The following is a 24,616-nucleotide window of genomic DNA, read 5'->3' as shown; positions in this document are numbered from 1 at the left end:
ACCCGGTGTGCCTGATGGGATTCACCCGGGCCGACCTGCTCGCCTACCGAGACCGCACCGTCGACGACCTCGTGGGCGAGGTCTGCAAGCTGCTGTTCGTCGGCATCAACCCCGGCCTGTGGACCGCGGCCACCGGTGCGCATTTCGCCCGGCCCGGCAATCGGTTCTACCCGGCGCTCGCCCGGGCCGGCATCGTCGACCACGTGATCGACGCATCGACGGGCATGTCCGACGCCGACCGGACGATGCTGCTCGACCGCGGCGTGGGGATCACCAACGTCGTGCCACGCGCCACCGCGACCGCCGCCGAACTGACCGTCGAGGAGTTCCGCGAGGGGGGACGCCGCCTGCGCGAACGGGTTCGTGAGATCCGCCCACGGGTTGTCGCGGTCGCCGGGATCACCGCGTATCGCAGCGCGTTCGGGCGCCGCGATGCCGTGCCGGGGCGGCAGGACGAGACGTGGGACGGGGCCGAACTCTGGGTGGTCCCCAACCCGAGCGGACTGAACGCGCACGAGACGGTCGAGTCCCTCGCGGCCGCCTACCGCCGGGCCGCGGCTGCCGCCGGGGTCGTCGACGACCTCAGAAGTCCTCCGAGCTGACGACCCGGCGTCGCACCGACAGCAACTCGACTTCGGGATGGGCTGCCGCAGAACGTTCGACGGCGTCGAGCACGTCGACGACATGTCCGCGGTCGGCGGCCACCGCACTGACCCCGATGACGGTTCGCCGATGGACGTCGAGGTGTCCGACCTCGGCAGCCGAGACCGTGTACCGCTTGCGCAGGTCGGCGACGATCGGTCGCACCACGGACCGCTTCTGTTTCAGCGAGTGCACGTCACCGAGCAGATAGTCGAACTCGCAGAACCCGATCCACATCAGTGGTCGGTGCGGATCAGCGTCGCCACGTGGTCGGGTACGTACTTGGACAGCGAGCGCGGCGGGCGGTGATAGTTGCCCGACTCGATCGGATGCTTGGGCAGGGACACGCGGGGGCGGGGGACCTCGGCGTACTCGATGGTCGACAGCAGATGCGAGATCATGTTCAGGCGAGCATGCTTCTTCACGTCGGATTCGACGACGTACCAGGGACTCAGCGCGGTGTCGGTGTGGACCATCATCTCGTCCTTGGCGCGCGAGTAGTCCTCCCACCGGTACACCGACTCGAGATCCATCGGACTCAGCTTCCATTGCCGCACAGGGTCGTTCATGCGTGACCGGAACCGCTTGAGCTGTTCGTCGTCGGACACCGAGAACCAGTACTTGCGCAGCAGGATGCCGTCGTCGATGAGCATCTGCTCGAAGATCGGGGTCTGCCGCAGGAACCGCGAGTGCTCCTCGGGGGTGCAGAAACCCATGACCTTCTCCACGCCGGCGCGGTTGTACCAGGACCGGTCGAACAGGACGATCTCGCCGGGCGCGGGCAGATGTGCGACGTAGCGCTGGTAATACCACTGTCCGCGTTCGCGATCCGTCGGCGCCGGCAGTGCGGCGACCCGCGCGATCCGCGGGCTGAGGTACTCGGTGATGCGTTTGATCGTCCCGCCCTTGCCCGCGGCGTCGCGTCCTTCGAAGATGACCACCACGCGAGCGCCGCTCTCGCGGACCCACTCCTGGAGCTTCACGAGTTCGGTCTGCAACCGGAACAGCTCCGCTTCATAGACCTCGTTGGCGATCTTGGCCTTTTTCGGCTTGTCCTTCTTCGACATGGACAGAAAGACTACGGGGTGCCGACGGCCTCGCGCTCGGATTGCAGTTCGGCGACCGACGCGTCGATCCGCGCACGGGAGAAGTCGTTGATGTCGAGTCCTTCCACGATCTGCCATCGGCCATCGACCGAGCGGACCGGGAACGAGCAGACGAGTCCCTCGGGCACGCCGTAGACACCCGGCGACGGCAGCGCCACCGACGTCCAGTCGTCCGGCGGTGTACCGAGAACCCAGTCATGGACGTGGTCGATGGTGGCGTTCGCGGCCGAGGCCGCCGACGACTGTCCGCGGGCCTCGATGATCGCGGTGCCGCGCCGGGCGACGGTCGGGATGAAGTCGTCGACGAGCCACTCGCGGTCCGCGGCGATGTCCGACCCACTGCGGCTGCCGACCCGGGCATGGAAGATGTCGGGGTACTGGGTGGCGGAGTGATTGCCCCACACGGTGACCCGGCTGATCTCGTCGACGCCCGCGCCGGTGCGTCGGGCCAACTGGGCGATGGCGCGGTTGTGGTCGAGGCGGGTCAGGGCGGTGAACCGGTCGGCCGGGACCTCGGGCGCGTTGGCGGCGGCGACCGCGGCGTTGGTGTTGGCGGGGTTGCCGACGACGATCACCCGGATGTCATCGGCGGCAACGTCGTTGATGACCGAGCCCTGAGCGGCGAAGATGTCGGAGTTGGCGGCGAGCAGGTCGGCGCGCTCCATGCCCTTGGTGCGCGGACGGGCCCCGATGAGCAGACCGAAACTCGCCCCGTCGAACGCCTTGCGCGGATCGTCGAGGACGTCGACGGACTTCAGGAGGGGGAACGCGCCGTCGTCGAGTTCCATCGCGGTGCCCACTGCGCCGGAGACCGCCTGCGGCAACTCGAGAAGGCGCAGGGCGATGGGCTGATCCTTGCCGAGCATCGCGCCGGCGGCGATGCGGAAGACGCTGGCGTATCCGATGCTGCCGGCGGCACCCGTCACGGTCACCGTCACCGGTATCCGCCGGTTCATGCCGGCTTCTCGGTCAACAGGACCTGCGCCGCGGGGCCGACGAGGATGAGGGAGTGGCCGACCGAATACCAGGTCAGCGGTTCCTTCGTGAACTCGGTGACCCAGGTGTCGGCCTCGGCGCGCGGCCCGGGGCAGGCCATCATCGTCGAGGCGAGGGAACCCAGGCGCAACAGCGAGTTGTCGACGCGGAGGTCGCCGATGTGTCGGTTGCAGCCGGCCGACAGTGCGATCCGGTTGGCGGCGGGGAAACTGACCTCCAGCGGTCCGCCACCGGGGATCTGCTCCCCGGCCACCGCGGTCGAGGTGTAGGTCTTGCCCACGAAGGCGGGAGCCGGTGGCGCGGCGGCAGCGGACCCGACACCAACGATCGTCGTGCCGAGCGCCACGATCAGTGCGCTGAGCAGCAGGGTCATGCGTAAGCTGATGCGGTGTTCGCCGGAACTCACGTGCACAACGGTAGCCGACCGGACAGGGGATGGATATGACGAATGTGGGGGATCCATGGTCCCGGTGACGTGTCGGACCGAGTACCTGACCGGTCGCCACCACCGCTCGGCCACCGCAGCCTGGGTTCTCATGGTCGTCGCGATGATCGCGCTCGTGACCCTCAACATCGCCGGCGTCGACGGTCTGATCACGTCGGCGGTGGTCGGTGGGGCCATCGTGGCATCGCTGCTCGGAGCGGCCTACGGCCGGCTCGGCGAACGAGGCGCCGTCCTGCTCACCGTCGACGACGACACGGTCTACTTCGGCAACGAGGACCGCACACTCGTCGGGTACCCGCTCGACTCGCTCGTCACGGTGGCCGTGGGCGGGCCGGCGGACGCGACTTCGGAGATGGCCGGCGAGCGTGCGCGTCACCTGACTGTCGTCGGACAGAAGTACCTGAAACTCACCTTCGCGAGCCGGGACGGTGAGCCCGTTCCCGCCGACCGGACGCCACCGGACGGGTCCGAGGACGCGCCCGAGACGGAGTTCTGGCGGGTCGCCGTCGTCGAAGGAGACCCGGCGGTCGCGGAGATCCTGGCCCGGCTCCGGCGGCACGCGCCGGAACGCATCGCCACGAAGAAGAAGGGCGCCCCGACGCCGGCCGGGTCACGGGCGGCAGCGGCGAGTGCCCCGCCGGACGAACCGGTCGACCTGACCCGACCCGCATCCGGCGGGCCCCGGATCGCCGACGCGGGCTCTGACGAAGCGGCGCAACGGTTGTGGGAGGAAGCGGCGCGTCGCCACGACGAGGTCCTCGGCGCCTACGGAACCTACGAACTCGATCCCGCCATGCTGCTGAGGTATCCGGCCGTGACCGACGTGACGGTCGAACAGACGCAGACCTTCCATCTCGCGCTCGACGAGGCGATGGCTCTGCGGACCGACGACTACCCGGGCAACCGCTCGCGCGCCGACGCCTACCAGCAGTCCGTCGCCAGACTGCGGCGGGCCTGGATCGCCTGCGAGAAGAACGGCCGGCGGGTGGGCGCAAGCTACCTGGAGCAGACCGATCAGGACGACCTCGATCGCGCGCTCAAGCTCTACAACCACGCCGCCGCCAGCAGCACGCCGGCCGAGCAAGCGACGTACTACGGCCGCGTCCGCGACATCGTCACCACGATGACCGATCGCGGGGTGCTGCATCCGCCCGAAGCGGCGGTGGCCGAACTGCAGGCGGTCACGCGGAGGGCGCTGGAAGCGGGGACGCCGAAGGTGTGACCGACTGGGCGCTGCGATCGTCAGGCGCCCAGTCGGATGAAGCGTCCGTCCAGTGTGTACAGACCCTCGGCGTCATCCGTGTGCGCGATGTCCATCCGGATGACGAACTGCCGAGCCTCGTCGATGTAGTTGCGTTCGACTTCGGCGGCCACGGCGTCCCGGTCGTACTCCGGGACAGACGCGCGCTCCATCAGGTCGGTGCGAACTCGGTCGAACACCTCGGCGGAGATGCTGTCGAAGCGGAACCCGTCGGATCGATACCGGCCGGACGACATGCTCGCGAGGGGGAAATGCCCTGGCGCCACGGAGACCTCGCCGCCGCGGTCGCCGATGCGGTATCTGACCAGGACCCCGCCCGAATTCTGGATCTCGCTCGCGCTGATCGGATGAACCCCGTCCGCGATTCCCTGGATGATCACTTCCTCGATGACGGGCGCGTTCAGCGGAACGCGCGCCGCGATCAGCAGGTCGCGCGCCAGTTGAAAGGATTTCTGGAAATCGGCCGGGTCGAAGAACTCGGCGACGGTGCCGTCCGGACGTGCCTGGACCTCGAAGTCGCGCGTGATGTCGTCGCCGCCATCGATCTTCCCGGTGATCAGCACCGGCTCGCCGGGATCCGGGCGCTCGATCGTCACGGTCTCGACCTCGGCCTCGGGCGCGTACGTCCGCACCGCGGACTCCATCGGCCCGACCGTCGCGCCCAGCACCTCCGCGTCGATGGTCGCGGCATCGAATTCGAGGTTGCGCTTGAAATCGGGCACCGTCGACTCGCTCGAATAGTCGTCGCTCACGTTGATGCTCGTGGAACGGCCGGTCGAGGGGTCGACGACGATCGCCTGATCCGAATCGGAGTCCAGGCTGTAGGTGAGACGCAGGATGTTCCGCAAGCCCTGCGCACCCTGGTATTCGACGATCGCGTCCATCATCCGGCGATGTCGGTCGGCGAGAGTCGGACCGTCGTCGTCGCCGTCTGGGCCGTCGTCGGAATCGATCGCGGAATCGAACCCGGAGAGCGACGGCCCCTCGACGTGCCACCCGCCGGCGACACCGAACAGCAAGGCGCCGGCCACGAGCAGGGTGACCGCGGGATAGACGAGCGCCCAGCGGCCGGGCTGGTCGTCGAATTCGGGGGTCTCCGGCTGGTCGCGGAGCGGGAGAGCATCCGGCGGCAGTGTCGTGAACGGGGTGTCGGTCAGCGACTGGAAATTCCCCTTGGTCATCGAGGTGATCCAGCGCGCCCGGTACGCGGTGTCGTTCGGTGGGTTGATCGTCGCGGTGACCATGGTCGGTTGCGAGTCGTCGGCGGTGAGGCTGCTGCGGGTGAGCGCCTCCACCTCCACCTGCGGGGCGTCCGGCGACGTCGCGCGCCGGAACTCCGGCAGTTCCGACACCCGGGAAGCGCGGGGACTGACCGCGATGCCGGCGAAGACCAGGGGGATCCCGAAGAACAGCGCGACCCACCAGTCGTTGAATGCACCGAGGCCTACCCCGACCGCGATGAGCAACCCGGCGATCGTCGCGCGCAGGAGACGGAGTCGAACCCTGGTCCGGCGAGTCCTGGTCATGGGCCGTCCTTAGTCCTCGAGCCGAATCGGGTGGACTGATCATAATGTCGGCGTCCTCGGTCGACCAGCGGCCGCGTACCGTTGTTGCTGACCTGACCGCCCGGAGGGGGTGGGTCGCGACGGAACCGGGAACGATCAGGAGAATGTTTCGGTGGGAAAGCTGAGCAACAGCATGTGGCGCCTTCTGGGCGCCCAGTCGACTCGCAACCAGTCGAAGTCGTTGGGTGTGATCAAGGACGCCGAAGCCCACACCGACTGGGCCGCCGAACTCGCCGACGACGCGTTCGGCGCGGAGGCCGAGAAACTCGACATCGCCGAGAAGCCCGCGGACCGCGCGAAGTTCCTCGCCCTGGTCCGGGAAGCCGCCGACCGCACCATCGACCTGCGGCCGTTCGACGTCCAGTTGCAGGGCGCCCTCCGACTCCTGGAGGGCGACATCGTCGAGATGGCCACCGGTGAGGGCAAGACGCTCGCCGGCGCCATCGCCGCGATCGGCCATGTGCTGCAGGGACATCAGGTCCACGTGATCTCGGTCAACGACTACCTGGCGACCCGCGACGCGGAGTGGATGAAGCCGCTGTTCGACGCCTTCGGCATCACCGTCCACGCGGTCTCGGAGAACTCGAGCCGCGAGGAACGGCGACGCGCCTACACCGGGGACGTCACCTACGGGTCGGTCAACGAGATCGGCTTCGACGTCCTGCGTGATCAGCTCGCCCTGTCCGAAGCGGACCTCGTCTCACCGACACCCGACGTGGCCATCATCGACGAGGCGGATTCGGTGCTCGTCGACGAGGCGCTCGTGCCGCTGGTGCTCGCCGGTTCGACCGAGACCGAGGTGCCGGACGCGGCGATCCACGACGTCGTGTCGCGGATGAAGAACAAGCACTACGAGGTCGACGCGGAGGGCCGCAACGTCACCCTGACCGACGAGGGTGCGGTGTTCGTCGAGGAAGAACTCGGCGGCATCGATCTCTACAGCGAGGAACACGTCGGCACGACGCTCGTACACGTCAGCATCGCCATGCACGCCCACTATCTGCTCGAACGCGACATCCACTACATCGTCCGCGACGGCGGCGTGCACCTCATCAACGCCTCGCGCGGCCGCGTCGCGCAGCTCCAGCGCTGGCCCGACGGGGTCCAGGCCGCGGTCGAGCTCAAGGAAGGGCTGACGCAGACCGATTCGGGTGAGGTCATCGACACCATCACGGTGCAGGCCCTGATCGGCCGCTACCCGAAGGTCTGCGGCATGACCGGCACCGCGCTCGCCGCCGGCGAGCAGTTCCGCCAGTTCTACGAACTGCGCGTCTCGCAGATCCCGCCGAACACCCCCAACGTCCGGACCGACCTGCCCGACCGGGTCTACGACACCAAGGCCAACAAGGTCGAGGCGATCGTCGCCTACGTCAAGGAGATTCACGAGACCGGACAACCCGTCCTCATCGGTACCCACGACGTGGCCGAGTCCGAGGAACTCGCGTACTTCCTCGACAAGGCCGGGGTGTCGTCGGTCGTGCTCAACGCGAAGAACGACGCCGAAGAGGCGAAGATCATCGCCGAGGCCGGCGCCCGGGACGCCGTCACCGTGTCCACCCAGATGGCCGGACGGGGCACCGACATCCGCCTGGGCGGCTCGAAGGACGACGCGGACGCCCACGACGAGGTCATCGAACTCGGCGGGTTGTGCGTCGTCGGCACGGGCCGCCACGACACCGAACGTCTCGACAGTCAGCTGCGCGGACGCGCGGGGCGTCAGGGCGATCCCGGTACGTCGGTGTTCTTCTCCAGCCTCGAGGACCCGGTCGTCACCAAGAACCTCGCGTTCAAGCGAGATCCCGTGTCGCCCAACGAAGACGGTTCGATGGGCAGCAAGGGCGTCGACCTCATCGAGCAGGCCCAGCGGATTGCCGAGGGCGTGATGCTCGAACTCCACGCGAACACCTGGCGTTACAACAAGCTGGTCAATCAGCAGCGGGACATCATCGTCGAACGTCGTATGCAGATCCTGACCACCGACGCCGCGCTCGAAGAGCTCGCGGATCTGGAACCGGACCGCTACGCGCAGTTGACCGGGAACACGACGACGGTGGAGACCACCACCGATGAGGCCGACGCCGACAAGGCCGACGCCGAGACGGCCGACGCCGAGAAGGCCGCGACCGATCACGAGGCCACCCCCGCCGTCGCGCCCGTGCCTCGCGAGGTGCTGTCACAGGCCGCGCGCGAGATCGTGCTCTACCATCTCGACCGCGCCTGGGCCGACCATCTCGCCTTCGTCTCCGACGTCCGCGCCAGCATCCACCTCCGGTCGCTGGGCAAGGAGAGCCCGCTGGACGAGTTCCACCGGCTGATCCTCGCCGAGTTCGCCGATCTGCCCGGCACGGCCCTCGCGAAGGCGCGCGAGACGTTCCGGGAGGCCGACATCACCCCCGACGGCGTCGACCTCGGATCGGCGGATCTGCACCGGTCGACGACCACCTGGACCTACATGGTCCACGACAACCTGTTCTCCTCGGGCGGAGCGAAAACCTTGCAGGGCATCATCGGGATCTTCCGGTGACCGAGCCGGAGGCGGCGACCACGCCGGCTCCGGACCGGATCGTCACGGTCCCGAACGCGCTGAGCGTGCTTCGGCTCGCACTCATCCCGGTGTTCGTGTGGCTGCTCCTCGTCGAGAAGGCGGACGGCTGGGCCTTCGCCGTCCTCATGTTCTCGGGCTTCTCCGATTGGGCCGACGGCAAGATTGCGCGACTCCTCGACCAGTCGTCGAAGATCGGTGCGCTGCTCGACCCGGCCGCCGACCGGCTCTACATCGTGATCATCCCGATCGCGTTCGGCATCCGGGAGTTCCTGCCGTGGTGGCTGATCGGTGTGATTATCGCGCGCGACGTCCTGCTGTTCGCGTCCGCTCCACTGTTGCGATCGCGGGGCGTGCTGGCGCTCCCGGTGCTCTACATCGGCAAGGCGGGGACCTTCGCGCTGATGAGCGCATTCCCGTGGCTTCTTGCCGGACAGCTCGATTCGATCGTGGGGACCATCGCGTACCCGATCGGCTGGGCTTTCATGATCTGGGGCGTCGGACTGTATCTGTGGTCCTTCGTCCTGTACTGGTATCAGACGATCCTGGTGATGCGGCTCATGCCGCCGCGTCACCCGGCAGGCGACTCGGCAGACAGTAGAGTCTGACGAGGACGAAAGGGGTTCGCGTGACCGACAGCAAAGTGCCAGAGACCTTGCGCTACACCGCGGAGCACGAGTGGATCGAGCGACTCGGGCCGACGACGGTGCGCGTCGGGATCACCGACTACGCCCAGGACGCTCTCGGCGACGTGGTGTTCGTCCAGCTACCCGAGAGCGGTGCGGAGGTGACCGTCGGCGAGTCGTTCGCCGAGGTCGAGTCGACGAAGAGCGTCTCGGACATCTTCGGGCCGCTCGCAGGCACGGTGTCGGCGGTGAACGACGCCCTCGACGCCTCGCCGGAACTGGTCAATTCGGACCCGTACGGCGAGGGGTGGCTAGTCGAGATCGAGGCGGCAGACGGGGCGACCCTCGACGAACACCTGGGTGAGGTACTCGACGCCGCGGGGTACCGCGCCGTCATCGAGGGGTGAGTTCTCGCGGCCGTGAACGGCCGGTGCCCCGATCGACCCGGCTGATCGCCTCCGGAACGATATGATCGTCGATGCCGGAGTCGACTCGCGCGCCGGTGGGATCGGCAGGACCGGTACGGTTACGGCAGTGGGAACGAGGCGCGACGTGACACCGATGCTCACGATCTCGCGCCGAGAACTACCCGGCCGCACAAGTCATGTAGATTCGACCGGCCATCGTGGCGAGAGCCGACGGGCACCGTCCCAGGCGATGCCGGCGGTTCCGAGAACGAGGTTGGCGACTGTGCGGTCGGCACTGACGACGACGAAGGAGAAGTGGTGAGCGAAAACGACAGGGACTTCGAGGCGCCGGTGGAGACCACATCGGTGTTCCGGGAGGAGTTCATCAATGAACTCGATGCCGGGACCAGCACCTCGAGTGAGCCGGCCGACACGGGGGTCGAACGACTCGCTCCCGGGACCGCGCTGCTTGTCGTGAAGCGAGGACCCAATGCGGGGTCGCGGTTCCTCCTCGATCAGCCGACGACCTCGGCCGGCCGGCACCCCGACAGCGACATCTTCCTCGACGACGTGACCGTCAGCCGTCGTCACGCCGAGTTCCGTCTCGGCGACAACGACTTTCAGGTCGTCGACGTGGGCAGCCTCAACGGCACGTACGTCAACCGCGAGCCGGTCGACACCGCGTCGCTGAGCAATGGCGACGAGGTTCAGATCGGCAAGTTCCGTCTGGTGTTCCTCAGCGGTCCCCGCGACGAAGCAGACGCCTGACACCCGTGACGGCGTCCACGGCCCCCCGCGGCGAAGGATCGATGTCGATCGGCACGGTTCTCGCCCAATTGCGTGATGACTTCCCGGACATCACGATCTCGAAGATCCGATTCTTGGAGTCGGAGGGTCTGGTGACCCCGGAGCGGGCTCCGTCGGGGTATCGGCGGTTCAGTCAGGCCGACTGCGAACGGCTGCGGTTCGTGCTGACCGCGCAGCGGGACCGGTATCTCCCGCTGAAGGTGATCAAGGAACAGCTCGACGCGATCGACAACGGCAACGGCGGTTTCGGTCCCGGCGGAACGCGCGTGCTGTCCGCGGCCCGCGGGACCGTGGCGCCGGCCACCGACTTCGGTGCGCGCGCCGGACGCGTCTCCCGGGAGTCGCTGATCGAACGCACCGGGGTGGATTCGGCGTTCGTCACCGAACTCCAGCGCAACGGCCTGTTGACCGCCGGGCCCGCCGGGTTCTTCGACGAGGACGCCGTACGGCTCGTCGAGGCGGCCGCGGCCCTGGCCAGCTACGGCCTGGAGACGCGTCATCTCCGGGCATTCAAGGTGTCCGCGGATCGCGAGGCGGGCCTCGTCGCCCAGATCGCCAACCCGATCGCCAAGGGCAAGGGCACCGGTGCGCGCGACCGTGCCGAGGAACTCGTGCGCGAGATCGCGGCCCTGTCGGTGACGCTGCACACGCAGTTGGTCAAGGCGGCCGTCAAGGGTGCGCTGGACTGAGATCGCGGTGCGCGCGTGCGACCGCCGCACCGGACTGAACAGCGACGATCCGCCGAGGGCGCCCGCTGGGGGGATCCGCTGGGGTGCCGCGAGTCGGCCGCCGCTGTCCGCTCAGTCGGTGTAGCGTCGAGGTCACTGAATCGAGCGCCGTACAAGGCGTCTGGGAGGTGCGAGATGAGCGAGATGCGTGTGGTGGGCATCAGGGTCGAACCCCCGCAGAGTCAGCCGGTGTTGTTGCTGCGCGAGGTCGAGGGCGAACGCTACCTGCCGATCTGGATCGGGCAGAGTGAAGCTGCGTCGATTGCGCTGCGGCAGAAGGGGATCGAGCCTCCTCGTCCGCTGACCCACGATTTGATCGTGAACCTCATCAAGGAGTTCGGGCAGACCCTCGTCGAGGTCCGGATCGTCGACATGCAGGAGGGCACCTTCTACGCCGAGATGATCTTCACCGGCGATCTGCGGGTGTCGGCGCGGCCGTCGGATTCGATCGCGGTCGCGATGCGTGCCGAGGTGCCGATCATCGCCGACGAAGAGGTTCTCGCCGAGGCGGGGTTGCTGATCCCGGACGAGGATTCCGACGAGTCCGCCGAGGTGCAGCCCGAAGAGGTCAAAGAGGACGAGGTCGAGAAGTTCAAGGAGTTCCTCGACAACGTGTCCCCGGACGACTTCAAGGCAAGCGGCGCCTGACCGGTTCGTGGAATCCGTCGAGGAACGTGTTCGCCGACCGGAACCGAAACTCAGATCACGGAATCGACACCGCCCGATCACCATTTGTCGTGATCTCAAGTTGAGGTTGAGTGTCGTGGCGAGTCGCGTTGATCCACCGTCCTCCGCCGCATAGCGTCATCAGCGACATCGAGCACCGGACACGGGCCGATGAAGATGATCGGCCGACCGGAAACAGCCTGGACCGCGTACTGTGGACGTGGACGTCAGGCACCGTGGTGCGGCGTCCGATCCGAGCTTTGCGAGGGAGTCAGAAGTGGGCGATCGTCCGGTCGACAGCGAAACGACGTCGAGCGACCAGTCACCCGATCGTCCGGTGGGCGAGCGTCCCGACGCCGTCCCGACCCAGGGCAGTCTCGGCGACATCGCCCCGGGCCTCTTCCCGGACGACACGGTGCCCGACGAGCTCGTCGGCTACCGGGTGCCGAGCGCCTGCCAGATCGCCGGGATCACCTACCGCCAGCTCGACTACTGGGCCCGCACCTCGCTGGTCGTCCCGTCGATCCGTGGAGCGGCGGGTTCCGGAAGCCAGCGCCTGTACTCATTCAAGGACATCCTCGTCCTCAAGATCGTCAAGCGTCTGCTCGACACCGGGATCTCCCTGCAGAATATCCGCGTCGCCGTCGATCACCTCCGTCAGCGCGGGGTCGAGGACCTCGCGAAGATCACCCTGTTCTCGGACGGTACGACCGTGTACGAGTGCACCTCGGCCGAAGAGGTCGTCGACCTCCTGCAAGGTGGGCAGGGCGTGTTCGGCATCGCCGTCAGCGGCGCGATGCGCGAACTCACCGGCACCATCGCCGACTTCCCCGGCGAGCGGGCCGACGGCGGTGTCAGTGAGACCGCACCCGAGGACGAACTGGCCGCGCGGCGCAAGAACCGCGCCCGTCGCACCGGATAGTCGAGACTCCGCGTAGACTGGCCCCGCGTCGCTACGCTGCGGGAGAGCGCCGTCGGATGCTCATCGCCGGCGGCCGCCGAAGGAGCAACACCTCTCCGTCAAACTCTCAGGCACCCAGGACCGCGGTGGTGACGACGTCTCTGGAAAGTGACGATCCGTCGTCCGCCCACGGTGAAAGGCGATCGCGCAGAGTTGCGCGGCGCCGAATCTCTCAGGCGTCACATCGGCTGTGGCCGAAGACATGACAGAGGGGGAGGGTCAGCAGCCGGTCCGTGTACCGGCGCCTGCGAGAGGTTGCCCGCCACCGTGTCCACCACTGAAGCGACCCCGTCCGACGCCCCAAAAGGATCCAGCCCAGAAGGATCCGGCCCAGAAGGTTCCAGCCCGGATCCCACACCGGCCGCTCCCCAGCTGTCGGCCGCCTTCGTCGACCGTCATGTCGGTCCGGACGCCGACGAGACCCGCCGGATGCTCGAGGCGATCGGCGCGGCTTCCCTCGATGATCTGGCGCACCGTGTCATACCCGCCGTCATCGCCGACGAACTCGATTCCGACGTCCTGGGGGCGCTGCCCGCACCGCTGAGCGAGAGTGCGGTCCTCGCACAACTCGGTGACCTCGCAGCCCGTAACACCGTGGCCCGGTCGATGATCGGGCTCGGCTACTACGGAACCCACACGCCCGGCGTCATCCTGCGCAACGTGCTGGAGAACCCCGCCTGGTACACCGCGTACACGCCGTATCAGCCGGAGATCAGCCAGGGACGTCTCGAGGCGCTGCTGAACTTCCAGACCATGGTCGCCGACCTCACCGGCATGGAGGTGGCCAATGCCTCCATGCTCGACGAGGCCACCGCGGCCGCCGAGGCGATGACGTTGATGCGTCGCGCGGGCAAGTCGAAGTCGAACCGCGTGATCGTCGACGCGGACCTGTTCCCGCAGACGCGTGCCGTCCTCGACACGCGCGCCGAGCCCCTGGGCATCGAGGTCGTCGAGGCCTCGTTGCACCCCGATCTGCCCGGATGCGGACTGCCGGACGGCGACTTCTTCGGCGTGATCCTTCAGGTGCCCGGCGCATCGGGTCGCATCGTCGACGCCACCGCGATCGTCGACGCCGCGCACGAGCGCGGCGCTCTCGTCGCGGCCGGTGCCGATCTCCTGGCGATGACACTGGTCACGCCGCCCGGCGAGCAGGGAGCCGACGTCTGCTTCGGCACGACGCAACGCTTCGGTGTGCCGATGGGCTTCGGCGGACCGCACGCGGGTTACCTCGCCGTCGGGTCGATGCACGCCCGACAGCTTCCCGGGCGGCTCGTCGGTATCTCCAAGGATGCCGACGGCAACCTGGCCTACCGGCTCGCGCTGCAGACCCGCGAACAGCACATCCGCCGGGAGAAGGCCACGAGCAACATCTGCACCGCGCAAGTGCTGCTGGCGGTGATGGCCGCCATGTACGCCTCGTACCACGGGGCGGACGGCCTGCGAGCCATCGCACGACGCACCCACGACGCAGCGGCCCGGATCGCCGACTCGATCGCCGCGGGCGGGTTCTCGGTGGCGCACGCGAACTTCTTCGACACCGTCGAGGTGCACGCACCCGGTCAGGCCGACACGATCCTCGCCCGCGCCCGCCACGACGGGATCAACCTGCGACGCGTCGACGCCGACACCATCGGCATCGCCTGTGACGAGACGACGACCGACGCCGACATCGATGCCGTCCTGCGGGCCTTCGACGTCGCCGGCGTCACCCCGCGGGCACTCGCGCAGCCGATCGAGAATCGCACCAGCGAGTACCTGACCCATCCGGCGTTCAACCGGTACCGCACCGAGACCGCGATGCTGCGCTACCTGCGGGCCCTGTCGGACAAGGACATCGCGCTCGACCGCAGCATGATCCCGCTCGGGTCGTGCACGATGAAACTCAACGCCACCACCGAGATGGAACCCATCACGTGGCCCGGCTTCGCCCAGCTGCACCCCTTCGCCCCGGTCGACGACACCGCGGGCATCCGCGAGCTGATCACCACGCTCGAGGGCTGGCTCGTGGCGGTCACCGGTTACGACCGCGTCAGCCTCCAGCCCAACGCGGGTTCACAGGGGGAGTTCGCGGGACTGCTCGCGATCCGCGGATACCACCTCAGCCGCGGTGACGTCGACCGGGATGTCTGCCTCATCCCGTCGAGCGCCCACGGCACGAATGCCGCGTCGGCGGTGATGGCCGGGATGCGCGTCGTGGTGGTCGGGTGCCGCGAGAACGGCGACGTCGACCTCGACGATCTGCGCGCCAAGATCGCGGCGAACGAAGGCCGGGTCGCGGCGATCATGATCACGTACCCGTCGACGCACGGCGTCTTCGAGCACGACGTCCGCGACGTCTGCGGCGCCGTGCACGACGCCGGCGGCCAGGTCTACGTGGACGGCGCCAACCTCAACGCGCTCGTCGGTGTCGCACGGCCGGGTCATTTCGGCGGTGACGTCAGCCATCTCAACCTGCACAAGACGTTCTGCATCCCGCACGGCGGCGGCGGGCCCGGCGTCGGACCCGTCGCGGTCCGGGAGCATCTGGCCCCGTTCCTCCCCGGACACCCGCTCGCCGACGAGCTGCCCGGGTCGGCCACGATCGCCGCGGCCCCGTATGGCTCGGCGGCGATCCTGCCGATCACCTATGCCTACATCGCGATGATGGGCGCGGACGGTCTCCGGCGGGCGACGCTCACGGCGATCACCGCCGCCAACTATGTCGCCAAGCGGCTCGGTGAGCACTATCCGGTGCTCTACACCGGCGAGGACGGCTTCGTCGCCCACGAGTGCATCCTCGACCTCCGGGCCATCACCAAGGCCACCGGCGTCACCGTCGACGACGTGGCAAAACGACTCGCCGACTACGGTTTTCACGCACCGACCATGAGTTTCCCGGTGGCCGGCACGCTGATGGTCGAGCCCACCGAGAGCGAGAACCTCGACGAGATCGACGCGTTCTGCGATGCGATGATCGCCATCCGCGGCGAGATCGAACTCGTCGGACGAGGGGAGTGGCCCGCCGAGGACAATCCGCTCCGCGGCGCCCCGCACACGGCCGAGTCGCTCGTCGGCGAGTGGGACCACCCGTACTCGCGGGAAGTCGCCGTCTACCCGCAGGGACTGCCGTCCGCAGGTGGCCGGGCGAAGGTGTGGCCGGCCGTCCGGCGGATCGACGGGGTGTACGGCGACCGCAACCTGGTGTGCAGCTGCCCGCCGATCGAGGCCTACAGCAGCTGACTTCTTCATCGTCTTAAGCTCCTCACCTGTTCGTTGAGCAGGTGAGGAGCGCAGCGACGAACCGTGTCGAAACGACCCGTCCTCGCGAGCTCTAACCCCCCGCGCTTCCCGACGGCACCGAGGGCGGCGTGGAGCTCGCCGGAACGCTGGCCGGCCCGTAGACGAGCCGGTTGATGGCGACGATCGCGCCGTTCTCGGGTGTCGCCATCGGATCGGGCGTGCGCGGGAACGTCACGGTCGGGGTCGGGGAGGGCATCGGGGCGTCGCCGCGGAAACCGAGCTCGGTCAGCAACTGCAACTGCTCGGGCTCCGAGGCGAACTGGATGAACTCGGCGACGGCATCGGCTGCCGACTCGGAGACCTCGGGACCCGACATCCGGATGACGGGGTAGTCGGCGATCGGCGTCGGACCCGACGGGATGAGTTCGGCCAGGCGTGCGCGGTCGTCCTCGCGGGTCATCTGGAACAGGCGTTGTTCGGTGATGGGCACGACGTGGATCTCCGCTCGGGCCGCGTCCGGTGCGTCGGCGATGGCCGTTGCCGCGCCCTGGGGTGTCCCGTCCGGGGAGAGCGGCGCGCCCTCCAGCATGGCGCGGACACTGGAACTGACCCGCGGCGACTCGGCGTCGGCGGTGGTCAGCGGTCCGGTGGTCCGGGTGACGCGTGTCGCGACCGCCTGGGCGGCCAGCGCGCTGGCGTCGGATTGTGCGCCGATCGGCATCGCCATGCGCAACGATCCCCAACCCTGGAGTCCGAAGTCGGCGAGTGAGTTGTCGCGGCGCTGCAGGGTGGGGATCTGTGACCAGTCGAGGCGGCCGGCCAGGGAGCTGTTGAGCTCAGGGGACACCGCCAGCACGACCGGCGTCGAGACCAGTGATCGGGTGTTGCCCTCGATCGCATCGGGTTTCGCCGCCGCCAGATCTGCCGACCACACCGACGACTGCGGCACCCAGGCGGCCGGGTACGCGCCCATCGACTCGGTGTCCCACGACCCCGACAGACCGTCGAGGGTGATCTTCGCGTCGCCCGGCCGGACGTCGACGCTGACGCATTTGTCGCGCACGACGGGGCTCGTCTCGCCGAAGTTGCGGGCGACGGCCGCCAGTCCCGGCGCGATGTCGGGATCGGCGACGATCGGTACCGACTCACGACCCTCGACGCACTGCGCGGCGGCCTCCTCGGCCTGGCGATCGATCTGATCGCCGAGGTCCTGCCAGGTGACGACCACGGCCGCGACGAGCAGGATCGACAAGAGTGTGGCGACGACACCTCGGCTCACGCCGCGGCTTCGGATGCTCTCCCCGCCGCTACTCCGGTGATGTGCCAACGCCGATGCCCTCCCTGCTCGGTGCGTCCCTCGCCCGGTCGGCCGTGGCGAGCCGGTGCGCAGTGCAGGGTACGACGATACGCCGTGCCGATCCTCGGCGGTTCGGCACGGTCGTATCGCCTACGTGGAACCCGGTGCTCAGCCGGCCGGGTTGGCCGCCTTGTACTCTCGGCGGCGGCGATGCAGGATCGGCTCGGTGTAGCCGCTCGGCTGCGTCGTGCCCTCGAGGATCAGCTCCTTGGCCGCCTGGAAGGCGATGTTGGAGTCGAAGTCCGGCGCCAGCGGACGGTAGGTCGGGTCACCGGCGTTCTGCCGGTCGACGACCGGGGCCATCCGCTCAAGGGATGCGACGACATCGGACTCCGCCACGATGCCGTGGCGCAGCCAGTTCGCCAGCAGCTGGCTCGAGATCCGAAGCGTCGCACGGTCTTCCATGAGAGCGACGTCGTGGATGTCGGGGACCTTGGAGCAGCCGACACCCTGGTCGATCCATCGCACCACGTAACCCAGGATGGACTGGCAGTTGTTGTCGAGTTCCTGCTGCTTCTCCTCGTCGGACCAGTCCGTCTTCGGCGCGAGCGGGATGGTGAGGACGTCCTCGACCTGGGCGGGATCGCGCTTGGCGATCTCGTCCTGGCGCTCGAAGACGTCGACGAGGTGGTAGTGCAGCGCGTGCAGTGTCGCAGCCGTCGGCGAGGGGACCCACGCGGTCGTGGCGCCGGCCTTCGGGTGCCCGATCTTCTGCTCGAGCATGTCGGCCATCAGGTCGGGCATGGCCCACATGCCCTTGCCGATCTGCGCCTTGTGCTGCAGGCCCGCGTGCAGGCCGGTGTCGACATTGAAGTTCTCGTACGCGCCGATCCAGGTCTGCTGCTTCATCTCGGCCTTGCGGACCATCGGCCCGGCCTCCATGGACGTGTGGATCTCGTCGCCGGTGCGGTCGAGGAAGCCGGTGTTGATGAACACCACGCGCTGCTCGGCTGCCTTGATGCAGGCCTTCAGGTTCACCGTCGTGCGGCGCTCCTCGTCCATGATCCCGACCTTGAGCGTGTTCTCGGGCAGGCCGAGGACCTTCTCCACACGGCCGAACAGTTCGACAGTGAAGGCGACCTCGTCGGGGCCGTGCATCTTCGGCTTCACGATGTAGACCGATCCGGTCCGCGAGTTCTGTAGACCCTCTGCTTGCGATCCATTCGGCCCGCTCGCTTCGCTCCCGGCGCCGCTCAAACCGTGAATGCCGATCAGCGAGGTGATCAGACCGTCGAGGATGCCCTCGGGGACCTCGTTGCCGTCGGCGTCGAGAATCGCGTCGTTGGTCATCAGGTGGCCCACGTTGCGGACGAACAGCAGCGAACGCCCGTGCAGGTCGAAGGTGGTTCCGTCCGGCGCGGTGTACTCGCGGTTGCCGTTGAGCACGCGCGTGAAGGTCTTGCCGCCCTTGGTGACATCTTCGGACAGGTCGCCCTTGTTGAGGCCCAGCCAGTTCCGGTACCCGACGACCTTGTCCTCGGCGTCGACCGCAGCGACCGAGTCCTCGAAGTCCATGATCGTGGTGATCGCGGATTCGACGACGACGTCCTTGATGCCGGCCGGGTCGGTGGAACCGATGGGCGAGGACGGATCGATCTCGATGTCGAGGTGAAGACCGTTGTTGCGCAGCAGGATCGAGGTCGGCGAAGCCGCGTCGCCGCGGTAGCCGACGAACGCGGTCGGGTCAGCCAGGGTGGAGGTCTTGTCGCCGTCGAGCCTCACCTGCAGCGCGCCGTCGGTGACGGCGAACGCCCGCACATCGGTGTAGCTGCACTGTTCGAGCGGCACCGCCTGGTCGAGGAAGTCCTTGGCGTAGGCGATGACCTTGTCACCGCGCACCTTGTTGTACGACGAACCCTTCTCCGCGCCGTCGGCCTCGGAGATCGCGTCGGTGCCGTAGAGCGCGTCGTACAGCGAACCCCATCGGGCGTTCGAGGCGTTCAGCGCGAAGCGCGCGTTCAGGATCGGGACCACGAGCTGCGGACCCGCGGTGTCGGCGATCTCGCGGTCGACGTTCGACGTGCTGACCTGGAAGTCGGCGGGGACCTCCGCGAGGTAGCCGATCTCGGTCAGGAACGACTTGTAGGAGTCGAAATCGGCGGTGCCGGGGGTGAGATCGGCACCCTTGTGATCTCGGTGCCAGGCGTCGAGCTTGGTCTGCAGGTCGTCGCGGACGGCGAGCAGTTCGCGGTTGCGCGGGACGAGATCGGCGATGACCGAGGCCGCACCGGCCCAGAAGGCGTCCGCATCTACACCGGTACCGGGCAACGCCTCGTTGTTGATGAAGTCGTGCAGGACGGTAGCGACCTGCAACCCGTTGACGGTGATCCGGTCAGACATGGCAGCCTTTCTCGAGCGAATGACGACGCATACATGCTACTCGTCGGTAAAGGCGGACGGCAGGCGCCTCCCGCCGGGTACGGTCGCGAGGTCCGCGAGTTCCGTACAGATGGTGAGCAACCGCGCCCGCAGGGTCATTCCCCGTTCGGCGATCGCCGACTGCTCGCGCACGTAGTCGGCCCTGCCGGCGGCTGTCTCGATGCGGACCGGCTCGTAACCGAGGTCGCTGAGATCGTAGGGACTGGCGCGCATGTCGAGGTCGCGGGCTCGGAGTGCCAGCGCGAAGCAGTCGAGCGTCAGGTTCGACGGCACGAGCGGCGCGAGGGTGAAGCAGTACCGGTAGAGGTCCATCGTCGCGTGCAGGCAACCCGGCTGTTCGTGCGCGATCTGCGACACACGGCTCAGCGTGGTGTCGTTGCGCGGACGCGCCGGGTCGGTGAAGAACCGGAAGGCGTCGAAGTGGGTGCACCGCAGCGGCATGGACTCGACGACCGCGTCGGTGCCCGCGGACCCCAATCGCAGCGGCAGGTCGTGCCGGGTGTCGTGGGTGCGGTAGACCATCGCCCACTCGTGCAGGCCGAAACAACCGAGCCGAGCGGGTCGTCGGGCGGTGGCGCCGAGCATGTCCACGGCGGCGGCGAGCGCTTCGCCACGGTGCCGGAGATAGGGGTCGCCGACGCTCACACCGGCGGCGGTCCGCTCGTAGCCACGCAGGCCGAGGAACTCGTCGCCGTCCTCGATCGTCACACCGAACCCGGGATGCCAGCGCAGCACGTGCGCCGGACGTGACGAGTAGTAGGTGAACAAGAAGTCGATCACCGGGTGACGGGCGCCGCGACGCCGGGCGTCGAGGTAGGGGCCGATCAGCTCGTCCACCGCCTGCCGATGGGCGTCGCGGCGTGCCCGCCACTCGTCGGCGTCCAGGACCTGCGCCGTCAGGCCGTGATCCGGATGTTCCAGCTGCGCGGTCATCGTGGTCACACCCGGTGTGTCTCGTCGCGGACGTTGCCGACGAACTCCTCCACCAGATCGGCGAGCGGGACGATGCCGATGGTGCGGCCGCTGTCGTCGACCACCGCGCCCAGATGCGAACTGGTCCGTCGCAGCACTCCCGTGGCCTCGTCGAGGGGCGTCGTCGAATCGATGACCGGCAGCGGCCGGATCTTGTCGACGCCGATGATGGTGTCCGGTCCGACGTGCTCGTCGAGGATCTCGTCGAGTACGTCCTTGAGGTGCAGATAGCCGGTGAAGGTGCCGTCGGGTCCGCGGACGGGGAACCGGGAGAACCCCGTCTCGCCGACCGCTTTCTCCACCGCACCCAGGGTCGGTCCGATGCCGCCGGAACCGGACACCTGCACACCGACACTGCGCATCTGGTCCAGCGGGATCATCACCTCCGACACCGTGCGGCCGATGGACTGCAGGGCGCGGGTCAGTCGTTCGTGCTCCTCGGCGTCGATGAGGCCTTCCTGCTTGGACTCGCCGACCATCTCGGCCAGCTCGCCCAGTGACACCGTTGACTCGAGTTCGTCCTTCGGTTCCACCCGGAGGAGCCGCAGGGAGATGTTCGCCAGCCAGTTGTAGAACGCGATCAACGGCCGGACCAGACGGATGAAGAGCAGATGTGCCGGCACGAGGAGCATCGCGGACGACTCCGGGCCGGCCAGCGCGATGTTCTTCGGCACCATCTCACCCAGCAGGATGTGCAGCACCACGACCAGCGACAGCGCGATGGCGAACGAGATCGGGTGGAGAAGGGCATCGGGAACGTGCGCCAGGTGCAGCGGCGCCTCGATGAGATGCGCGACCGCGGGCTCGCCGACCCGGCCGAGCAGGATCGAGCAGATCGTGATGCCGAGCTGCGCACCGGCCAGCATCAGCGACAGCCGTTCGCCGGCGTGGATGACGGTCCTCGCGCGGCTCTTGCCGCTCTCGGCGAGGGCTTCGAGGCGGTCGCGTCGAGCCGAGATCAGGGAGAACTCGGCACCCACGAAGAACGCGTTGCCGGCCAGGAGGACGACGGTCAGCCCGACCGCCCACAGATCACCGCCCATGCGGGTCCCCCTGGATGTTCGACGGTTCGCCGTTTCGTTCGGAAGCGGCGGAGAGGTCTCGATCCGCGTGAGCCGGCCGGACCTGATCCGCGGGAGCCGGCCGGATCGCGACCACGTCGACCCGGCGTCCGTCCATCTGGGTGACGGTCGCACGCCAGGTGACGTCCGAGCCGCGGTCGGGCGACTGGGCGGTGTCGTCGTCGGTCTCGCCGACGGCCGAGCGTCGTGGGAGGTCCACCTCGTCGTCGACGGTGGGAATGCGGCCCAGGCAGTACATGACGAGTCCACCCAGCGTGTCGTAGGGCCCTTCGGGGGCGTGGTAGCCGACGGCGTCGTACAGCTCGTCGATGCGCAGCAGTCCGGCACAGAGGTAACCGTTGCCGTCGACCGCGACGTCGGCGCGTTCGTCGTCGTGTTCGTCGGTGACGTCGCCGAGGATCTCCTCGATGAGGTCTTCGGTGGTGACGATGCCGGCGGTCCCGCCGTATTCGTCGATCACGACGCACAGCTCCATCCCGTCGGCGCGGATGCGTTCCATCAGCGCGTCACCGTCGAGGCTGGCCGGCACACGTGGCACCGGCCGGGCGATCGAGGTGACCGAGGTGGTGGCCTGTCGCTCGGGCGGAACGGTGAAGGCCTGTTTGATGTGCACGACCCCGACGAGGTCGTCGAGGTCGCCGTCGATGACGACCGGGAAACGGGAATGCCCGGTGCGCGACGACGCCATGACGAGATCGCGGACGGAGTCGGCGCGGTCGAGACAATCGATGGTCACGCGGGGGGTCATCAGGTCCTCGGCGGTCAGTTCGCCGAAGCGCAGCGAGCGGTCGACGAGGGTCGCCGTCTGCTGGTCGAGGGCACCGCGACGTGCCGAGTTACGGACGAGCGAGACGAGTTCCTGGGGCGACCGCGCGGAGGCCAGCTCATCGGTCGGTTCGATGCCGAGTCGGCGGACGATCCAGTTCGCCGTGCCGTTCAATCCGTTGATCGCCCAGCGGAAGACCGCGGAGAACACGGTCATCGGGCCGGCGGTGGCCCGCGCCACCGCGAGCGGCTTGGCGATCGCGAGGTTCTTCGGGATGAGCTCGCCGAGCACCATCGACAGGGAGGTCGCGATCACCAGCGCGAGGATGAGCGAGGTCGCCGAGGCCACCGACTCGCCGACGCCGAGTGCGGTCAGCGGCGGCTGGAGGATCCGGGCGAGGACCGGTTCGGCGATGTAGCCGGTGATGAGGGTCGTGATCGTGATGCCCAGCTGCGCGCCCGACAGCTGGAACGACAGGGTGGAGTGCGCGCGTTGGACCATCCGAGAACGACGGTCCGCGCGATCGGCCACGTCGGCGGTGATCGTCGACCGCTCCAACGCGGTGAGGGAGAACTCGGCCGCCACGAACAGCGCCGTCCCGAGCGTCAGCGCGATGAATCCGACGAGACTCGCGACCAGGAGCAGGATCTCCACGTCACCACCCGCCCGGCAGGGGCCGTCCTTCGTCGAAGCCGGCGGGCGACTGGATGCCCAACACCACCTTGTCGTGGAGTTCGCGCAGGTTGCGGGCGCCGGTGTACGTGGCCGTGCTGCGGACGCCCGCACAGATGTGGTCGATGACGTCCTCGACGCCGGGCCGCTCCGGGTCCAGGCGGATCCGTGAACTCGAGATGCCCTCTTCGAACAAGCTCTTGCGTGCTCGGTCGTAGGTGCTGTCGCCGCTCGACCGGGCCGCGACCGCCCGCTTCGAGGCCATGCCGAAACTCACCTTGTACGGACCCCGCTCGTCCACGAGCAGGTCGCCCGGTGACTCGTGGGTCCCGGCGAACCACGAGCCGACCATCACGTTCGACGCCCCGGCCGCCAGTGCGAGCGCGACATCGCGCGGGTGTCGGACACCGCCGTCGGCCCAGACCGCTGCACCGTGTCCCGCGGCGACCGCGGCGCATTCGGCGACCGCCGAGAACTGGGGACGCCCGACGCCGGTCATCATGCGGGTGGTGCACATCGCGCCCGGCCCGACACCGACCTTGATGATCGACGCGCCGGCGTCGATGAGGTCGAGCGTGCCCTCGGCCGACACGACATTGCCGGCCGCGATCGGGACGCCGAGGTCGGCGTCGGCGACCGCGGACAGCGCGGTGAGCATCTTCTCCTGATGGCCGTGCGCGGTGTCGATCACCAGTAGATCCGCTCCCGCGGCGACCAACGCGCGAGCCTTGCCCACGACGTCGCCGTTGATGCCGACGGCCGCCGCGATCCGCAGGGCGCCGGCGGAGTCGAGGTTCGGCGTGTAGATCGCATGCCGCAGGGCACCGACCCGATTGAGGACCCCGGCGAGCCGACCGTCGGGTTCGACGAGCACCGCGAGGCCGAGGTGCAGATCGCCGAGTGCGTCGAAGACCTCACGGGGCGGGGTGTCGACGGGCAGCGTCACGATGTCGGGGTCGGCGACGTCACGCACTCGCGCGAACCGGTCGACGTCGCGACAGCGCTTCTCGGTGACGACCCCCACCGGGCGGCCGTCCTCGACTACCACGGCCACCCCGTGTGACCGCTTCGGGATCAACGCGACCGCATCGGTGACCGACGCGTCCGGGTCGAGGGTGACGGGTGTGTCGGCCACCAGGTGCCGTGACTTCACGAACGCGATGGACGCGGCGGCCGCCTCGATAGGCAGGTCCTGGGGGAGGACCACGAGCCCACCGCGGCGGGCCACCGTCTCGGCCATGCGCTTGCCCGCCACCGCCGTCATGTTCGCCACGACCAGCGGGATCGTGGTACCGCTGCCGTCCGACGTCGACAGGTCGACGTCGAAGCGCGAGCTGACGTCCGATCTGCCCGGGACGATGAACAGATCGTCGTACGTCAGATCGTGTGTCGGCCGGTGGCCTTCGATGAATCGCAC

General features: G+C 68.3%; 21 protein-coding genes and 1 riboswitch. Of the genes, 10 read left to right on the top strand and 11 right to left on the bottom strand.

What is annotated here, in order from left to right:
* Window positions 1-14: 14 nt before the first annotated feature.
* Window positions 15-602 (top strand): mismatch-specific DNA-glycosylase, encoded by a 588-nt coding sequence (locus LEL84_RS04680; RefSeq protein WP_226513442.1) that lies wholly within the window; start codon window positions 15-17, stop codon window positions 600-602.
* Here the strand turns inward: LEL84_RS04680 and LEL84_RS04675 are convergent.
* Genes LEL84_RS04675 through LEL84_RS04660 form a run of 4 tightly spaced genes read right to left on the bottom strand, consistent with a single transcriptional unit; the run spans window position 583 to window position 3,117 of the window.
* Window positions 583-879 (bottom strand): DUF503 domain-containing protein, encoded by a 297-nt coding sequence (locus LEL84_RS04675; protein WP_058253180.1) that lies wholly within the window; start codon window positions 877-879, stop codon window positions 583-585. The genes LEL84_RS04680 and LEL84_RS04675 overlap by 20 nt on opposite strands.
* Window positions 879-1,709 (bottom strand): polyphosphate kinase 2, encoded by an 831-nt coding sequence (gene ppk2 / locus LEL84_RS04670; RefSeq protein ID WP_226513441.1) that lies wholly within the window; start codon window positions 1,707-1,709, stop codon window positions 879-881. Before ppk2 ends, LEL84_RS04675 begins: the two co-directional genes overlap by 1 nt.
* Before the next feature lie 11 nt (window positions 1,710-1,720).
* Entirely contained in the window at window positions 1,721-2,704 is a 984-nt protein-coding gene (locus LEL84_RS04665) for a malate dehydrogenase (RefSeq protein ID WP_226513440.1), read from the bottom strand.
* The gene (locus LEL84_RS04660; RefSeq protein WP_226514243.1) at window positions 2,701-3,117 is read right to left on the bottom strand and encodes an META domain-containing protein; all 417 of its coding nucleotides are present in this window, start codon (window positions 3,115-3,117) and stop codon (window positions 2,701-2,703) included. Before LEL84_RS04660 ends, LEL84_RS04665 begins: the two co-directional genes overlap by 4 nt.
* A gap of 88 nt (window positions 3,118-3,205) precedes the next feature.
* Here LEL84_RS04660 and LEL84_RS04655 point away from each other — a divergent pair, with 88 nt between their 5' ends.
* Window positions 3,206-4,411: a hypothetical protein gene (locus LEL84_RS04655; protein WP_226513439.1), complete on the top strand. Its 1,206-nt coding sequence runs from the start codon at window positions 3,206-3,208 to the stop codon at window positions 4,409-4,411.
* 20 nt (window positions 4,412-4,431) lie between these two features.
* Here LEL84_RS04655 and LEL84_RS04650 read toward each other — a convergent pair whose 3' ends face one another.
* A complete protein-coding gene (locus tag LEL84_RS04650; RefSeq protein WP_226513438.1) occupies window positions 4,432-5,976 on the bottom strand; it encodes a hypothetical protein in 1,545 nt (514 codons plus the stop codon).
* 151 nt (window positions 5,977-6,127) lie between these two features.
* Between LEL84_RS04650 and secA2 the strand changes: the two genes are divergently transcribed.
* From secA2 to gcvP, 8 genes are all read left to right on the top strand, one after another.
* On the top strand, window positions 6,128-8,539 hold the full coding sequence (gene secA2 / locus LEL84_RS04645) for an accessory Sec system translocase SecA2 (protein ID WP_226513437.1): 2,412 nt from the start codon (window positions 6,128-6,130) through the stop codon (window positions 8,537-8,539).
* Window positions 8,536-9,165 carry a CDP-alcohol phosphatidyltransferase family protein gene (locus LEL84_RS04640; RefSeq protein ID WP_055475391.1) on the top strand — a complete coding sequence of 210 codons (630 nt, stop codon included), beginning with the start codon at window positions 8,536-8,538 and terminating at the stop codon, window positions 9,163-9,165. Before secA2 ends, LEL84_RS04640 begins: the two co-directional genes overlap by 4 nt.
* 20 nt (window positions 9,166-9,185) lie before the next feature.
* Entirely contained in the window at window positions 9,186-9,590 is a 405-nt protein-coding gene (gene gcvH / locus LEL84_RS04635) for a glycine cleavage system protein GcvH (protein ID WP_226513436.1), read from the top strand.
* Window positions 9,591-9,905: 315 nt separating this feature from the next.
* Window positions 9,906-10,358 carry a glycogen accumulation regulator GarA gene (gene garA, locus LEL84_RS04630; RefSeq protein WP_055475393.1) on the top strand — a complete coding sequence of 151 codons (453 nt, stop codon included), beginning with the start codon at window positions 9,906-9,908 and terminating at the stop codon, window positions 10,356-10,358.
* 41 nt (window positions 10,359-10,399) lie between these two features.
* Complete coding sequence (locus LEL84_RS04625) at window positions 10,400-11,086, top strand: MerR family transcriptional regulator (RefSeq protein ID WP_055475436.1); 687 nt, start codon at window positions 10,400-10,402, stop codon at window positions 11,084-11,086.
* A gap of 174 nt (window positions 11,087-11,260) precedes the next feature.
* Window positions 11,261-11,773 carry a bifunctional nuclease family protein gene (locus LEL84_RS04620; RefSeq protein WP_055475394.1) on the top strand — a complete coding sequence of 171 codons (513 nt, stop codon included), beginning with the start codon at window positions 11,261-11,263 and terminating at the stop codon, window positions 11,771-11,773.
* A 295-nt stretch (window positions 11,774-12,068) separates the two neighbouring features.
* Window positions 12,069-12,713 (top strand): MerR family transcriptional regulator, encoded by a 645-nt coding sequence (locus LEL84_RS04615; RefSeq protein ID WP_065629841.1) that lies wholly within the window; start codon window positions 12,069-12,071, stop codon window positions 12,711-12,713.
* 29 nt (window positions 12,714-12,742) lie between these two features.
* Window positions 12,743-12,846: riboswitch (glycine riboswitch) on the top strand.
* A 173-nt stretch (window positions 12,847-13,019) separates the two neighbouring features.
* Window positions 13,020-15,971 carry an aminomethyl-transferring glycine dehydrogenase gene (gene gcvP / locus LEL84_RS04610; RefSeq protein WP_413466938.1) on the top strand — a complete coding sequence of 984 codons (2,952 nt, stop codon included), beginning with the start codon at window positions 13,020-13,022 and terminating at the stop codon, window positions 15,969-15,971.
* Window positions 15,972-16,062: 91 nt separating this feature from the next.
* Here the strand turns inward: gcvP and LEL84_RS04605 are convergent, their stop codons facing one another.
* From LEL84_RS04605 to LEL84_RS04580, 6 genes are all read right to left on the bottom strand, one after another.
* Window positions 16,063-17,298: a substrate-binding domain-containing protein gene (locus LEL84_RS04605; protein ID WP_055475396.1), complete on the bottom strand. Its 1,236-nt coding sequence runs from the start codon at window positions 17,296-17,298 to the stop codon at window positions 16,063-16,065.
* A 138-nt stretch (window positions 17,299-17,436) separates the two neighbouring features.
* Complete coding sequence (locus LEL84_RS04600; RefSeq protein ID WP_165629998.1) at window positions 17,437-19,668, bottom strand: malate synthase G; 2,232 nt, start codon at window positions 19,666-19,668, stop codon at window positions 17,437-17,439.
* Between the two features lie 36 nt (window positions 19,669-19,704).
* Window positions 19,705-20,649: a 3-methyladenine DNA glycosylase gene (locus LEL84_RS04595; RefSeq protein ID WP_388030051.1), complete on the bottom strand. Its 945-nt coding sequence runs from the start codon at window positions 20,647-20,649 to the stop codon at window positions 19,705-19,707.
* A complete protein-coding gene (locus LEL84_RS04590; protein ID WP_058253190.1) occupies window positions 20,646-21,722 on the bottom strand; it encodes a hemolysin family protein in 1,077 nt (358 codons plus the stop codon). Before LEL84_RS04590 ends, LEL84_RS04595 begins: the two co-directional genes overlap by 4 nt.
* Window positions 21,712-23,181: a hemolysin family protein gene (locus LEL84_RS04585; RefSeq protein WP_165629999.1), complete on the bottom strand. Its 1,470-nt coding sequence runs from the start codon at window positions 23,179-23,181 to the stop codon at window positions 21,712-21,714. The genes LEL84_RS04590 and LEL84_RS04585 overlap by 11 nt, the downstream gene beginning before the upstream one ends.
* Window position 23,182: 1 nt before the next feature.
* A complete protein-coding gene (locus LEL84_RS04580; RefSeq protein ID WP_226513435.1) occupies window positions 23,183-24,616 on the bottom strand; it encodes a GuaB1 family IMP dehydrogenase-related protein in 1,434 nt (477 codons plus the stop codon).

Origin of the sequence: Gordonia sp. WA4-43 (assembly GCF_020520305.1) — a bacterium.
GTDB classification, from domain to species: Bacteria; Actinomycetota; Actinomycetes; order Mycobacteriales; family Mycobacteriaceae; genus Gordonia; species Gordonia hongkongensis.
Note: the sequence above shows the minus strand (reverse complement) of the source record. Positions and strands in the feature narration are given on the sequence as shown.

Bases quoted from the DNA above. Each gene is read 5' to 3' on its own strand.
- LEL84_RS04680 (WP_226513442.1), top strand. From the start codon at position 15: ATGGGATTCACCCGGGCCGACCTGCTCGCCTACCGAGACCGCACCGTC.
- LEL84_RS04675 (WP_058253180.1), bottom strand. From the start codon at position 879: ATGTGGATCGGGTTCTGCGAGTTCGACTATCTGCTCGGTGACGTGCAC.
- ppk2 (WP_226513441.1), bottom strand. From the start codon at position 1,709: ATGTCGAAGAAGGACAAGCCGAAAAAGGCCAAGATCGCCAACGAGGTC.
- LEL84_RS04665 (WP_226513440.1), bottom strand. From the start codon at position 2,704: ATGAACCGGCGGATACCGGTGACGGTGACCGTGACGGGTGCCGCCGGC.
- LEL84_RS04660 (WP_226514243.1), bottom strand. From the start codon at position 3,117: ATGACCCTGCTGCTCAGCGCACTGATCGTGGCGCTCGGCACGACGATC.
- LEL84_RS04655 (WP_226513439.1), top strand. From the start codon at position 3,206: ATGGTCCCGGTGACGTGTCGGACCGAGTACCTGACCGGTCGCCACCAC.
- LEL84_RS04650 (WP_226513438.1), bottom strand. From the start codon at position 5,976: ATGACCAGGACTCGCCGGACCAGGGTTCGACTCCGTCTCCTGCGCGCG.
- LEL84_RS04625 (WP_055475436.1), top strand. From the start codon at position 10,400: ATGTCGATCGGCACGGTTCTCGCCCAATTGCGTGATGACTTCCCGGAC.
- LEL84_RS04620 (WP_055475394.1), top strand. From the start codon at position 11,261: ATGAGCGAGATGCGTGTGGTGGGCATCAGGGTCGAACCCCCGCAGAGT.
- LEL84_RS04600 (WP_165629998.1), bottom strand. From the start codon at position 19,668: ATGTCTGACCGGATCACCGTCAACGGGTTGCAGGTCGCTACCGTCCTG.
- LEL84_RS04590 (WP_058253190.1), bottom strand. From the start codon at position 21,722: ATGGGCGGTGATCTGTGGGCGGTCGGGCTGACCGTCGTCCTCCTGGCC.